Source organism: Arcicella aurantiaca, from assembly GCF_003148625.1.
Classification (GTDB): domain Bacteria; phylum Bacteroidota; class Bacteroidia; order Cytophagales; family Spirosomataceae; genus Arcicella; species Arcicella aurantiaca.
This window is the reverse complement of record NZ_QGGO01000020.1, coordinates 15736-32030: the sequence shown is the minus strand read 5'-3', so window position 1 is coordinate 32030 and position 16295 is coordinate 15736. Positions and strand designations below refer to the sequence as shown.

Genomic DNA, 16295 nt, shown 5'->3' with positions numbered 1-16295 from the left:
TTAGAGATTAAACAGTTTGTAAGTAAAGTGCTTCTAATTCATTGGCAGATACATCCTTTGGCTCAATTATAGAAACTAAATTGCCTTCTTTCATGATACCAATACGATTGGCAACTTCTCTGGCTCTAAAAATATCGTGGGTTGCCATTAAAATGGCTGTACCATTTTTTGCTAACTCTCGCAATATTTCTGAAAATTCATTAGACGCTTTTGGGTCAAGTCCAGAAGTAGGCTCATCTAATAACAAAGCTTTTGCATTTTTTGCCAAAGCAATGGCAATTCCTACTTTTTGTCGCATTCCTTTAGAATACCCTCCTAAATGTTGAGTTTGTGCCTTTTCCTGTAAGCCTGCCTTTAAAAGTAAATCTTGCAATTCTTTTTCTGAATATTGGAAACCTGCAATAGATGAGAAAAATTGAAGATTTTCAAGACCACTCAAATTTGCATAAAGCATAACCGTTTCAGGAATGTATGCTACGTGCTTTTTGGCTTCGAGCAAATTTTCAACTACCGATATTCCATTGATTTTTACTGTTCCATTGGTTGGTTCTGTAAACCCCAAAAACAAATTGATTGTAGTAGTTTTTCCTGCTCCATTTTGTCCTAACAAAGCAAAAATTTCGCCTTGTTGAACGGTTAAATCAAGAGCATTTAAAGCAGTATATTCTCCGTATTTTTTTGTTAGGTTTTGGGCAAATAGCATAAATATATGTTTGTTGATTTTCGGTTTTGAAAGTCATTTTGAAAAATACTATTTCAAAATGATTCTTTTAATTGCAACAATGATGCAATATATAGATTTAATTTTTATTTATGCAACAGTATTGCATAAATAAATTTCATTTTGGGAATAAAGAAAAAATTGAGACTTATCATTTTGAAAAGACTACAAAATACAACTTATTGATTTTTAACAGATTGCACTATTTATGACAGATTAAATTTATACGGAATTATCTATTATTTGTCGCAATCAAGAAAATAACCGCAGACGGGGCGAAAAGCCGCTGTCAGGGTTGAGTCCAAAACCCAAACAGCGGCTTTTTTGCCCTGTCTGCGGTTGTGTGATAAATTATAGATAATTCCGAATTTATAACATGAGGCGTTTTGATTTCTCAATAGGCATAAAATAAAAACAGTAGTAACAAAAATGCTACTACTGTTAGGATACTATAATTTTAGTCTTGTACCATAGATAAAATGACTAAAATGTGGAGTTATAAAACTTTGGCAGAGAGTCTTGTCAGTTTAATAATTGTCATCTTCTACCAATTTTTATAACTTCAAAATTATGCCTCATTATTATAACGAGACTATTCACTAAAATTAACAACTCAACTATTTTTTCTTAGCAATTTGCTTTTTAAGCTTTTCAATTTGCTTTTGTTGCTGAATAACGTATAAGGTTAATTCTTCAACTTTTTGCAATAAAATAGCTTGTGTTTGAGCAAGGTCAATACCGTCTTTGGTTACGTCGGCAGTTGATGGAACGTCAGGTAAATGTTTGTTATCCTTGATATAACGTTCAACTTCTTTTAAGGGTTTAAGTCTGAATGATGGTTCAAATACATAATCAGCCCAAAATGCCGTTCCTGTTGTGGCAACTCTTACTTTTTCCGTTAAAATGCCCCCACTTACTGCTAATTTATAAGAGCTACCTGCTGGGATTGTAGTGGTTGTTCCACCTACAATTACGCCATCTGGAAAAGATACTGGATACTGTGCCAAAGATTTTTGGGCTACTGTAAGACCCAAGAAAAGCAAAATATAATGTAATTTTTTCATGTTCGTATTATTTTTAAATGAATGCTCTCGGAGCGATTTGTTTATTTTTTGATTGTTCAGAAAACGAGTAAAACAACTATTTAAAGTCATTTTACTCGTTACTCAATTAATTACAAGTTCTGATTTCAGCCTTGAATACTGCATTTTTGGCGGTATCAAAACCCGGTTTTAATAAAATGGTTTGACCTGCTTCGTAAGTTACATTTGGAGATGGCGTAAAAATACCGTCACCAATTCGCTTATCTGATTCAATTGCTCCAGTAGCTTTCACTTTTTCAAGCCCTGTAACAATGTCAGAAACCACATTTACACTGGTTGGAGCTACCACTACATCTACCGACGTTGAACCTCCTGTGCTACATTGTGCCAAATAAGTGGTTGTAGCTGTTGGGTTAAATGTAGCCGTTGTTCCCGTCTGAGTTGATGCACCACCAAACCAAGTAACCGTTCCTGTACATCCAGTTGCACTCAATATAACTGTTGAGTTAGGACAAATGATTGGTTTATTTGGCGTAATCGTAATGAAATTTTGTCCATTACAATTGGCACTTTGTGTTATGGTTACACTCACTTTAGCACTTGCACAGCCTACTGTTGGTTCACAGAATCCAATGTATGTTCCCGGTTCAGTAACAATACGATTATTCGTATTTGTTGCCAAAACACTACTATTGGCAACAGGAGTTTCCCATCTGAAAACATCTGTACTTGCTGGACATGACGCACTCAAAATCACGCTTTCACCTTTACAAATTTGTAAACTACTCGCTGTTATTGTTGGCGATGTATAAAGCGGATTTACGGTCATAGCAAATGCAGCAGAAGTGCGACTACACCCGTTAACTGTTGCCGTTACCGTGTACGATTGGCTAACAGTTGGCTCAACCGTAATTGACGTACCTGTGGCATTGTTCGACCAAGTATAAGTGGCATTCGGAATTGCCGAAGCTTTTAAAACAGTTGGCGTGCTTGCACATATTTCGTTTATTCCACTAATCGTTGGAATGGCAGGTAACGGAGTTACTATAACCGATGTACTTGCCGTTGACGAACACAGATTCAATGACACCGTTACGGTATAAGTCCCTGCATTATTGCTACTTACATTCGGAATTTGTGGATTCTGAAGCGTTGAACTAAACGAATTTGGTCCAGACCACAAATACGAAGAACCTCCGTTACTACCAAGTTGAAGTGTTCCTGCTTCACAAATAACCGAACTTGCTTCCATTTCAATAACAGGTAAAAGTTTCACCAAAACATTGGTAGTGGTTGAATCTTTACAGCCATTATTTTCCATCACAACGGTATAGGTACCACTTCCTGCGGTACTAATATTCGGAATTTCAGGATTCGGAATATTTGATGTAAATCCGTTTGGTCCTCTCCATGCGTAGGTTGTTCCACCACTGCTACTCAACGACAAGGTAGTTTTTTCACAAAGTGGTGCATTGCTACTTACAGACATATTTAAAGCCTTCACTACTACATTAGTTGTAGCAGTAATCTGACAACGATATGAAGTAACTGTAAGCGTATAAATACCACCTGCTGCACTACTTGCTGACACAATCTTAGGATTTCGTTCAGTTGACGTAAAGCCATTTGGACCACTCCAAGCGTAATTAGCACCTTTATTTGCTCCCAAAGTAATAGTACCTCCTTTACAAACTGGTGTATTGGTAGTTGGCACAGAGAACGAATACGAGCAATCATTTTGAGCAATTCTTCTGAAATAGAAGGTTTTTTCTCCATCATTGTATCCTGTACAATTCATCGCAATTGCTTTTACACCATACGAGCCAATCCATGAGGTATCTCTCAAAACCGTCGTGATTATTCCACTATTATCAACACTCACCGCCAATGGAGAGAAATCTAACTTATGAGGGTTAGCTCCTGTACCAAGATTTGTGTTGTACTTGTAACTTAATCCGCCCTTCAATGTAAATGATTTTTTCATTGAATTTGAATAGTAAATTACATCCAACGGAACAGCCGCTGAGGTTACCGTACCACTAATGGTAGTATAGAAAAGCGAATTATTAGCTCTAAATACCCCACAACCTACTGTTGCACCCGTAGCAGGATTGACAAATGAAAGTACGTCTTGGTCAGAAACAAAACTTGAAAGTTCGTTAAAATAAACCTTGATGACAGATGTCATACTACCTTCTAAAGTCTGTGCTGAACAAGTCGGTTTAGTTTCATTACCCGTTGGTAAAATGGTACTAACCGCATACAAACCACAATTTGGACTACTTTCTGTAATGCTTGCAGGAATCGAAACTGTACCGAAAACTTTATCAGGTTGTTTGATAATTTGGTCTTCAATTACGATTGTTACCGCTGGATTTACATTATTAGTAAGTTCAAAAACAATTGGGTCTTCAACTAAACCTGACAAGGCATCAGCTTGAAATTGCACATTCTTATCCAAATCATATTCTTTGTTTCTATCAGCCTTAAAGAGTTTGAAACTTACTGTTTGTTCATCTTCAAAATAAATAGTGTTAAAGAATAATCTACTTTTTCCATGACTGATAGATTTATTTCTACTCACCAATGTACCATTAATATAGGCTCTTAGTTCATCATCAGCGTCGATTGTCATGCCATTTACTTTACCAATTAAGTTCATATTTGATTGATATTTTGTAAAATCATCAATCATCGGAGCTTCCAAACTTGCTTGGTTTTGTAAATCTTTTGAGCTAACCTCTTTTTCGCCAGAACCTTCTAAACCATAAATATTAGTATTGTAGGTAAGTTGTCCTGTATTAGAAATTTTTAACAAATACCCTTTTAGTGGTTCTAAGAAACTTAAATTTCCAATCCAACCCACACCTGCCACATACTGAGCAAACAACGTTTGACTTTTGATAATATCACCGTTTAGCGGTGTAAGTCCACGTAATGCTTGTGTAACCGTCATACCCGTAGAAGGTACATATCCAAGCCAGTTCCATTGTGGTTTAGCTTTGATAGTAATCGGGAAGGCAGTAGATGTATAAGGTTCACCTTTAATGTTAATAGTGTCTTGTTCTGGCACATAAATCAAATAACGTTTTGTTGGTAAAACCACGTCATCGAGAGCATCCCAAGCACCATTTTCATAGTTAGCAAAGTTATCATCTGTCTTAATCATTGCACCAGTTTTATGTTTCAACGACGCCAATACTTTAGTAAATGTATTATTGCCAGCTCCCAAGTTTAGGTTGAAAGAGACCCAATTGAAACCTTTATTTAATGCAATAGACTTCTTCACTAAATTCAAAACATGAATTGGTTGTGGTTCAAGCGGACTACCCACTAAACCTCCTTCTTCGTAAGTGATTTGTTCCAATACTTCTACGTATTCATTACATTTATCTCCGTCCCAAACATGGAATTCGATTGGTTTGTCAATATCTGTTGAATTTCCGTAGATAGTCAAGAAAGTTAACCAACGTCTTGAATCATCAGGTTGCCCTGTTATCGGATTTGTTCCTTCAGTTGGAATATTTCTATAATACTGGACTCTTCCGACACCACGAATTTTCCCATCAATTTTGGCGATAATCACATCAGATGGGTCTTTAGATTTTACGCCAAAGATGCTTAAATCAACCACCATGTTCATACTACCTTCATACTGCGAAGGGTTATCCACCACATAAGCAGGTTGCGGACAACGCACACGATAATCAATCAACAATGGTTCATCACCTTTAGAACCGTGCATTTGAACAGTATCCAAATAATCACCAATTAATAAATCCTGTTGGAAAGTAAGCGTTACATCAGCTACTTGTCCCGGATTTAAAGTTCCTGTTGATGGCGTAACCGTCAGCCAAGAAGGCACACTTTCCATTCTGAAACTGGTAATACTCCCCCCACGGTTACGAATTTGACGTTTTACGGTGAAAGGTTTTAATACTTCATTCGTTTCGATAACATCAGTACCTACCCATTCAAGGTTATTTTGATTCACGGCAAACTCCCATTTGATAGTTTTCGGAATCATGTTACCAGCTTTATCCCTAATCGCCGCCGCTTGATGATTCGGGTTTTGGGCAGTCATAGCATCATCATAATCCTTACCACTCACAACCACTCTGAAAGTTCTATTTTCAAAGAAAACAGGGTTGATATTTGGTGTAATAATGATTTTGGTACCCACACAAGTTATCGTTGCATCTACCAAAGCATTGGTTGTAGCATCATAAAGCCCTATCGTATTATTAGCTAAAATATCTGCCTGAACCACTTTATCACAATCAATGGATTCATTGAAAGTAATAGAAATTTCATCCCCTGGATCCCAAGTACCATCGCCCGGTTCTGGAACACCAAAAACTACTGGTGGTTCTCTTTCGATACTACCTTTTACAACTGTTGAGATACCGGGAGCTAAATTAGGATTAAAGCACTCAGCTACTGCTCTGATTTCATAAGGTCCATCTTTTAATAGTGAAGTTCCCCATTCTTTTATTGTAAACACATCTCCTAAATCTGCTTTAGGAGTTTCATTAATATTAATCCAAGAACCATCACCGCCGATTGGACGATATTGTAAACGAATCAATTTTAAGTCTGCATCATTTTTATTATACTCATTAAGCGTTACACTCAATCTATTTTGAAATGCAGGTGTTACTACAAACCCTTGTAGAGGGAATCCAATATCAACAGGCGAGCATGGTTCGATGAATGAAGCAGCCAAATTGATAGTTTTTACAAAATACTCATCTACTAAGGTATCACCGCCACGTGCATCGGCAAGTTCAGTTTCACAGGCAGACTCCAATTGAATAGTAATATCACTATAATCGTATTTAAGAGGACCTTTATCAAGTGTCAATGTTACGATTTGGCTTTGACCAGGGTCTATTCTAAATGTGATTGGTTGAGTAAGTGGTTGACCGTTTACCTTCACAATAGCACCATCTGGATTGGTAGCGGGGTCTAAGGAAAGGTCATAGTTCATTGCTTCGTCGGTTGGGCTGGCATTTCCTAATTGTAACTGATAAACCGCTGAAGTATTAGCTGGTACATTTACCTTAGAGTTTCCGTCGAGACTTACAAGTGAAGGAGCAGACCGTTGTCTTGTGCCTTTTTCCCAAGGGCATGAGCTTTCTCCAGCTATTAACTCGAAATTGTAACTATCCCAAATTAAGCCTCTAAAAACTTTCACCAAGAAATTATCACCTACATCATCATCTTCAAAATGATAGGATATTCCATACACATTTGTGGTTTGGTCATCGTGAGTGTTTGATTTGGTATGCTCATGTTTTATAGCCACGTTACCTTCAATACCCCCCAATGCTTTGAGGACAAATTCAGCATTTCCACCGTACCATCCCTTCGCATCAAATGTTTCTGTCCATCCGTTGGTATTTTCTGTAGTTGTACTTTCTTCATAAACTGCCCCTGCATCAAAACTAATCGTTTTTTCGTATAGAATTCCTTTATCAATTTTATTTAACAAAATATATTTCTCCCAAAGTATATAAGCCGATGAATCTCTTGCTCGATATGGATTGATATCTTTTGGTTGAGATGCAAGTAGCTTCAACGCTGGAATAACATCTTTGATGATGTGCCGTTCAGAATAAACAAAATCTCCACCCAATGTTTTACTATCTATTTGCAGGTTTTTTTTCGTATAAAACTTACAACTATCAGGTTTAAAGTTTACTTCGATATTTCCGCCATAAGTAATATTTTCGGCAAATCCGAAATAAACATCTCCGCCGTCTTCGCTTCCCACTACACCGTCAGAAGCCGAAGTAGAGATAACTTTGTTGGTTGTAATACATGTGCTTTCATTTGTTGAATAATTCCATGTTTGATTTGAGCCACCCGAAACAACAATTTTGACTTCGTTTTTGACACTAATTTCATTTCCAGGAATCCCTACATGGGTTTCTCCACCAATTGAGTGCCCTACACTAAACTCTTCTCCTAAATCATTGATTACACTTCTTGTGTTACTGGTACAATGTGTAAAACCTTTTTCGAGAGTCGCATAACTTCCATCACCTGGAGGGTCACGCAATACAAACTGAGGTAGTTGAGGCGAGGAAGTTGTAAATGTGCCAGCGGTGCTTTGATTTCCGAGAACAACAAATGAAGTTGTGTCGGTAGTGGTGGCACTCCCTACTGTTGCTTTTACGGTTACAAGTGTTTGGTAAGGTTGTATAATATTGACTTTTTGGGGTTTGAATTTATACTCAAATTCTTGCACATTCTCTGCCAATGTTGTGTCCACTTTATCCGTAACAGAGGGGTTGTCTATTGATAAAGTTGCTCCATCTACATAACATTTACCACCATCATATTGCTCAAAAACTTTGATTTTAAACTTGCTTTCAAGAAACTGATTAGCAATTTTTAGATTACATTCGTTGGGAGTTATACCTGCCATCTCTATTTGGGGAGGTGCAATATAAATAAAGTCGGTAGTGTCAGAAACGGCATCACGCAAATCAACTTCTTGACCTCCTTTTAGCTGAAAATAGTTGTAAATAACTGAATTCGAATGCTCCACCACGCTTACTCTGAAAGCACGGGCTGGTAAATCTCTGAAAATAAACTTTCCATCTGGATTTCTGAGGGTGTCTGTTTTCTCGAAACATCCGTCAAGCGTTGCTACTTTTACCACAACTCTCGCACCTGCTGGAATAACGGACTTTCTACATTTATCGTTTCCAGCAACCTGACCTCTGATTGTACGTTTGGTATTATCCAAAAATACGATTCCTGCTTTGGGTGCTTGCAGTTTACGAAGTTCAAAAAAGCTTGGTGAAAATAAATGGTCTTTATAAGATGCACTTAATTTAACCGTTTTTCCTGGTTCAAAATCAACTGACCATTTCCCATTTTTATCAGTTCTAATGGAAGGGAAAAATGGCTGACCGTTCACTAAAATATCAATCGAGTCAGCAAAACAAAATGTGTTTGCAAAACGAACATAACCCGAAACATTTACCGTTGAAACATCTTTAAAATCAATATTTCCAATAGCTGTATTACTTGTGTTCAAGTTTACAACTCTTACATTTGGCTCAAACTCATGAGGCTTTGTTTCTGCTCTGCGGGAGTTATTGCTCCATGAAGCTTTTAGAATAGTTCCTTCTCGTGGAGTGGTTGCTCCAAAATTAACAATCGCATAATCATACACTTTAGTATCAGAGCCTTCGTTAAGGTCAAAGTGAGTAAATAGGTTTTTCGTAGTAGAATCTTGCGGAACGCCCAGTACAAAGTGTTCTTGAATGGCATATTGTGGCAGAGCTGTTTTATAGATATAAAACTCATCTACCAAACCTGTATAAAATTTACCTGTATTGGCATCGGTGGAATTGGTTGCTAATAACCAAGGTGTTCCGTTTTTCCAGTTTGATGTTCCAGAGAATGAAACTGTTCCTTTCAATTCACCTTCTAAGTAAACATTAGCACTACCTGCATGATTATCAATAGTTACTGCTAAGTGATAAAACTTGGCTTTAATGGCTCCTAAGTCGGTAATTGTTCCATTCAGTTTTAAGAAAAGCTTTCCATTATCAATGTATGCTTCATATAAATTTCCCTTTGAAAGTATCGTTTGACGAGACTTCAAATCAAATGGATGAAATAGAATTTCTACCGTTGAGGTATCAGGCACATCATAGTCTGTCAGATTTCCGTAAGATTTATCAGCCGCATTAAATTCAAGAGCAGTATTGAACTCGAAATTCTTCATTGGAGTTGCTCTAAAACTTTCCGTTTGACTATAATTTATACCGTCGATTGTATAATACCCTGTTACATCGCTTACCCCAGAACTATACACTTCTGGTTTGTCAGCAGAAAAGGTAGCACCATAAATATTAGCATTGGTTGGAATCGTAGTATTATCGAATACTTTTGCTCCAACACCTTCGTCCATTTTCCAATAGGATACCAAACCATTTTCAGATTTTGATACTGAGCGATGTTTCGTATTATTTACCTCCGTTTGCGTAAGTGGACGATTGTAAACTCTGATGTCATCAATTTTTCCTTTGAAAAACCCTCCATCACCAATTTTACTACCAATGTTCAAATAATTGCTTGCTCTTGAAATACTCGCTGGTTTTGTACCAATAAATTCACCATCGACCATGACAGACATTGCCGAACCATTATAAACCATCGTTATTTGATGCCAATTGCCTACATTGAAAGGATTGGCAGGAGTATCAGGGAGATAATATTTCAGAGAATCACTCCCTGTTCCATTACCAATATGGAAAATATATCCTTTGGCTTCGCCACTTTTGGTTGTGGTAATCCACCAGTTTTTATTCAGTGAGCTACCCCAGTCAATTATCGCTCCTTCGTTGTTGGTATCACCCAATTTTACATAAGCTGAAACCGTAAATTTATCCGTTGGAAATTCACTATTATAGCTTACACAAAGCTCATCATTAACGCCATCAAAAGCCATTGAATTACCTGTCAGTGGCGTAAGGCGGACTTCAACTCCCGGAACTGGATTTCCAGAATTGGTTTCTATTTTACCACTAACTACACCGTTCGGATTTACAAAACCAACTGATTTACTACGACTACCTGTGCCATAGACGTTTTTAGCTTCAATACTATATTCGTAATATTCACCCGCTTGAACGTTAAAATCTAAATAATCTCTGACATTTTCACCTAAATCCGCAATAAATGAGCCATCTCGATAAATCACAAATCCTGATGGAGACGGAGAAAGTGGGTTTACATTCCACGAAATTTTAACACGGTCTTTAAATTCTCCTTGTGTGGCGATAAGTACAGGCGGCTGCGGCGGTAAAAACCACGGACTATATGCTCCAAAACCTAATTGATAGATTGTTGATTGCATATTTTCTGACGAAACCAAAGATTGCCCTACTGAAAAAGTAGAACGATTAAATGACGTATAGGAGTTGGTGGCTGAACCGTAATTAAAATACAGTTCGCCAAATATTTTTGTTTTCTCATTGGGGTTACAGAGCGTATCGGTTTGAGCAAATATTCTTTGCCCACCAAACAGCATTAGCCAACCCAAGAGAAGATAGAGTATCTTCTTTTGCATAAAATATGAATTTAAGTATGACTAATGGGGGTTAATTAATACGGATATATATCCAAAAGTTTAAGTTAACAGGACGGGTTTCTGTACCTCCCTTCGAAGATATACTTCCACCTACGGTTGAAGTGGCAGTATGAGAGTGGTCTCCGGTTGTTGTTGTGTTAATAAGTGATTTGTCACCTGAAACACTATTATTATCAGTCCCTGCGTGCTCAACTACCTGTCGCCCATCTCCATCTTGAAATGAATTTTTACCTATGTAAAAAGAGTGACTGTGATTTCCTCCTGAATTTATAGTAGTAGTAACTGATAAGTTATTTTCGTGGTTATGACTTTTAAAACCTTCATCCTGAATTACAGCAATAGCGGTAGCAGAAGTTCTATCTTTGTCTCTATCAGCTTTGCCTTCAAACTCTTGTGAACGGAGAAATGCTCCACTACCATCTGGTATATTAGCCATCGTTGGAATAATTTCTCTAAGTTTATCAGCAACAGCTAAAGCTCTACCATCCATAGGAACCCAACAATTTCCATTTACAGTCGCAAATTGTGTAGGGTTTAAAATAGAATATTTTATATCTCCTACTGCACCCGAACATTTTACTGTATTAGCTACATCTGCCGATGGAGAACCCAATGAATATGGGGCAAAAGTTAATTCGGTTCTTGGGTTGAGTTCTGAGCCTTGTACTGTTACTCCCACATAGTACGTTTTTGTTCCCCAACTCAAATTATCAAGAGGTGTGTTTTTTCCCAAATGCGTACTATATACACCACCAAAAACATTAATAGTTTGGGTTTCTTCCCATTCTGCTGTACCACCCTCTTTAGAAGGATATAGCTTGAAAATCATCTCTTGGTTACCATCTGCAACGGCTTTTCCGTTGCCATCTTTCAAGAAACCTTGAAGTGATATTTTTTTGGTCTGTTGGGCATACGAACTGATGATAAATAAATTCATAAATAAAATACTCATCAGAAATACTTTAAAAATTGGAGTGCGTCTTTCCATTGCGTTGTAATTGGTTAAAATATAGTTGAAATTATTAGTGAACTCTCTTTATAGTTAATAGGGTTGAATGAAGAGCCATTTTGATTTTTTATACGTATTAAAAATCAAGAAGATGGTAATGTTAAATCCTAATGCCTAAATCCAAACCCCTATTTGATTTAAGCGATGAAATCTTTCAAGGTATGCTTTCTTCTTCTCGAAATCATGGCAGTTTGTCCATTCAACATGGTTATCGACTCGTCTTGGGCATTGTATTCTTTTACATAATTGGGATTTATCATAAAGGCACGATGTATCCGAAGAAATCCATGAGTAGTCAGATGAGGTTCAAAGAACTTGATAGGGTGTGCTACCATTTTTTCTTTACCTCCATCTAAATGAAAAATTGTGTAGTTAATATTGCCTTTAATGAGTACAATACGATTAATCAAAACCTTGCTATAAGTTTTATGATTTAGAATTAGTAAACTTTCATTCCCTTTTTGTTTGTAGGTCTTCATAGAGATATTTTTTTACAAAGCAGAAATTAAGTACATATTTAATTTCTGCTTTGTTGATATGTGTAAGTGATTTTAATATTTCAATATTATTTTACCGTATTTTACAGAATATTAAAATTTAGGCACGAAAAGGAAGGCTATCAGTTTAATGATAACAATCTATTATTTTAAAAACTAATTAGGGATTTTTTGAAGCAAATACTAAAAAGTATTGTATGGGCGAAATCATTTAACAGAAAAAATTAAAACTACATTTTTAACTGTTAAATAAATTATTCTGCAAAGTAAGGGTATAATAAGTTAAAAAACATACCCAATGTCAGGTATATTTACATGAAAGCACGAAATTTTGTGTGAATTTTAGATGAAATTAAAGATGGATATAGTTTTTTATATACGATTTTATCAAACTGTTTTCTCGGATATAAAATACATGAAGCTTGTTTTGTAGATACAAATAAAATAAATAATTATGACTTATATTGCCGATTTTGCAATTATTTTCGCAAATATCTATAAATTCTTGTTTTGTGAGATTGAGTTAAGCAAAACACCTTTTAATTCTCCCTCAATTATTTTTTGAAGCTACAAGATGAGTCAAACATACGGATTTGTCAAGAGTGCCAAAGTAGCATTAAGTAAGGGTTGCGATTTAGGCATTAGGATTAAGTAGCACCATGAGCTTGACTATCAATGACTTATAAAATCAAACCTATGCTTAACAATTCTATAATAACCTGATTAATAGCGAGTGGAATTGTTAAATTTCAAATTCTACTAAATCCTAATCCCTAAATTATAACCCCTAAATACTTCAATAACGCAATTTTTCTAAATATTGAAAATTAAAACGCATCGTTTCGATTGCTGGTTGTGTAAGATGTTCTTGTTCGACAAACATATATTGCATGGCTGATTTTTGCTGATTTTTTAACATGGCGACAAAATCAACTTTGCCTTTGCCAAATTCTATACTTTCGTCTTTATCCTGTTTAATATCTTTGATGTGCCAAAGTGGAAAACGACCTTTGTATTTTTCAAAATAATGTTCGGGCTTCGCTCCTGCTACCATTGCCCAACCTAAATCTAACTCCATTTTTACTAAGGAAGCATCAGTATTATCCAGCAAAACATCGTATAAAACTTGTCCGTTTTCTTTCTCAAACTCGGTTGTACCATTATGAAAACCAAAAATAACTCCTGATTTTTTACAGTCTTCCCCCATTTTATTAAACACCTCAGCCGATTTCTTATAATTATCAACGGTTTGCCCTTTTGCAGGAAGCATTGGAGCAAGTAAATACGTTTGTCCTGCTTCAGCGGCTTCGTCGATACTTTTTTGCCAATTGGCATTAATAATGGCATGACCACTGGCAAGCACAAGCCCTAAATCTTGCATCACTTGTTTGATTTCCTTTGGCTTCAAACCATAATAATTACCCTTTGCACTTGGGGCAGATTCTATGACTTTATAACCAATTTTGGCTAATTCAGTGAGTGTTCCAATTGGGTCTAAGCCCATAGGTTCACGCAGAGAATAAAGGTTTACGCCTACGTTTTTAACCTTTTTTGCTTGAGTCATTGATGTGCCGAGTAACCCTAATAAAGTAGTTCCTCCTGCTATTTTCAAAAAATTACGTCTATTTTTCATTGGATAAATAAGTAAGCATTAGGATTTAGGGATTAGGATTTAGCATTGCCATAAGTTTGATTATCAATGGCTTATGATAATTGTAAATCGTAATTCTTAAATCGTCCTTGTACTTACTTTTTTGATTAAAAGTTAGTTGGTTTATTTTTTAAAGGCATTGATGCCAGCATCCAGAAATGCAGTAAACTTGTTAATATCGGTTTCATAGGAAACAGGATTTACCAATAGCTTTTTGGTATTGGGGTCAAGAATTACATAATAAGGTTGTGCATTATTCTGATAATGAGTGATTTGTAAATCTGCATTCTGACTTCCGATGCTTGTTTTAACCTTGCCGTCATAGGTAGAAGTGTACCATTTTTCTTTGGGCAATTCCATTTTCTCATCAATGTATAATGCCACCATCACAAAATCATTTTTCAAGCGACTCATTACTGGAGGAGCAACCCAAACGTTTTCTTCCATTTTTCGACAATTGACACATCCATGTCCTGTAAAATCAATAAAAACGGGCTTATTTTGTTTTTTGGCACAAGCAATTGCCTGTTCAAGATTAAAATATCCTTGAATACCATGTGGAAAAGTTAAAGAAGCGGGATTTTCTGGCGTTTCACAAAGGGAAGAAACAGGCTTTTCAGAACCTTCAAGAGATAGATTATTGAGGTTAAAATCCTGTGTGTGCATCGGTGGTAAAAAACCCGCAAGCACTTTGAGCGGAGCCCCAAAAAGCCCTGGAATGAGATAAAATACAAAAGCAAATGTAGCAATCGAAACAAGGAGTCTTGGCACACTAACCGATTTTGTTTCGCTGTCGTGAGGCAAACGGATTTTACCAAGAAGATATAAACCAAGACAGGTAAAAATAGCTATCCAAAGTACCAAAAAAATCTCTCTATCTACAATTCTCCAATGATACACTTGGTCGGCAGTACTCAAAAATTTTAAGGCTAAAGCTAATTCTACAAAGCCTAAAACTACTTTCACCGAATTGAGCCAGCCACCAGATTTCGGTAATGATTTTAACCAATTCGGGAAAATAGCAAACAAGGTAAACGGAATAGCAAATGCCATTGAAAACGCAAACATTCCTGCAATAGGCTTCAAAATAGCACCTCCAGCCGATTCCACCAAAATACTACCAACAATAGGCCCTGTGCATGAAAACGAAACCAATACAATGGTAAACGCCATGAAAATAATGCCGTAATATCCCCCTTTATCGGCTTCTTTATCCATTTTATTTACCAAACTATGCGGAAGCACAATTTCAAAAAGTCCAAGAAAAGATAGTCCAAAGAAAATAAAAATAACAAAGAACATCAGATTGGGCAACCAGTGGGTACTGAGCCAATTGGCAAATTCTGGCCCATTGATTTTGGCAACTATTGTTCCGACCAAAGTATAAATAAAGACGATGGAAAAACCATAAATAAGTGCTTTAAAAATAGAGCTTTTGCGGTCTTTGCTGGTATTGGTAAAAAACGTTACTGTCATGGGTATCATCGGAAAAACGCATGGGGTAAGTAATGCCGCCAAACCCGCCATAAATGCCAAAAGCATAAAAGTAAAAAGAGATTCTTTGGGTTTTGTTTTCTCTGTTGGTGCAATAGATTCTGGGCTTTGGGTAGTAGCAATTGGACTATCAGGGGCAGCTACTTTCACAAGGCTATCGTCTTTAATTGCCGTTTTTGTAATGGTTTGCTCAGCCTTATCATTCACTGATTGATTCACGAAATTGAAACTTTCTTCGAGTGAAACACATTTGCCATCTGCCTCCGTACAAACCTGATAACTTACGTTTCCAGAAAGATGAAATTTCTCTGAACGAATCTTTATTTTTTGCCTAAATTCAGCATGATTAGTAAAATAAGTGTACGTTCCGCCCCAAATATCACTGTGTTTTTTTTTAGCGTGAATCGGAACAGGATTTCCTACTAATTCATAAGTTTCATTGGGTGCAAACTTGAAACTTGTTACCATTGGGCCTAAATCAGGGTCAAAATCAGAAGCATACATATACCAGCCTTTATCAATTTTGATGGTAAAAATCAAGTCCGTTTTTTCGCCTTTTTTCGCTGAATTATCGGCAAGATTATAAGTCCATTTGGCGGGTTGTAGCACTTGTGACACGCTCATTTGTGCCATACACAAGCATAGGGCAAGCACCAAAAAATGTTGTTTTTGTATGAATAATTTCATGTGTTTTTGGAATGTTTTAAACGCTTTATGAATATTCTAATCAGCAATACCTTCGCTGTCAGGATATTACAAAGTAAG

Annotated in this window: 7 protein-coding genes; all 7 read right to left on the bottom strand. The window is 36.5% G+C overall.

Annotated elements, in window-relative coordinates:
* Positions 1–7: 7 nt before the first annotated feature.
* Positions 8–703 (bottom strand): ABC transporter ATP-binding protein, encoded by a 696-nt coding sequence (locus tag LV89_RS16965; RefSeq protein ID WP_109744116.1) that lies wholly within the window; start codon positions 701–703, stop codon positions 8–10.
* A gap of 635 nt (positions 704–1338) precedes the next feature.
* Positions 1339–1785, bottom strand: coding sequence for a hypothetical protein (locus LV89_RS16960; protein WP_146199189.1), 447 nt, complete (start codon positions 1783–1785; stop codon positions 1339–1341).
* 106 nt (positions 1786–1891) lie between these two features.
* Positions 1892–10858: a LamG-like jellyroll fold domain-containing protein gene (locus LV89_RS16955; RefSeq protein WP_109744114.1), complete on the bottom strand. Its 8967-nt coding sequence runs from the start codon at positions 10856–10858 to the stop codon at positions 1892–1894.
* A gap of 31 nt (positions 10859–10889) precedes the next feature.
* Entirely contained in the window at positions 10890–11831 is a 942-nt protein-coding gene (locus LV89_RS16950; RefSeq protein WP_146199188.1) for a DUF8740 domain-containing protein, read from the bottom strand.
* Positions 11832–12025: 194 nt separating this feature from the next.
* Positions 12026–12367 (bottom strand): LytR/AlgR family response regulator transcription factor, encoded by a 342-nt coding sequence (locus tag LV89_RS16945; RefSeq protein ID WP_109744112.1) that lies wholly within the window; start codon positions 12365–12367, stop codon positions 12026–12028.
* A gap of 814 nt (positions 12368–13181) precedes the next feature.
* On the bottom strand, positions 13182–14018 hold the full coding sequence (locus LV89_RS16940; protein ID WP_109744111.1) for a sugar phosphate isomerase/epimerase family protein: 837 nt from the start codon (positions 14016–14018) through the stop codon (positions 13182–13184).
* Positions 14019–14159: 141 nt separating this feature from the next.
* Positions 14160–16217 carry a protein-disulfide reductase DsbD family protein gene (locus LV89_RS16935; RefSeq protein WP_109744110.1) on the bottom strand — a complete coding sequence of 686 codons (2058 nt, stop codon included), beginning with the start codon at positions 16215–16217 and terminating at the stop codon, positions 14160–14162.
* Positions 16218–16295: the final 78 nt, after the last annotated feature.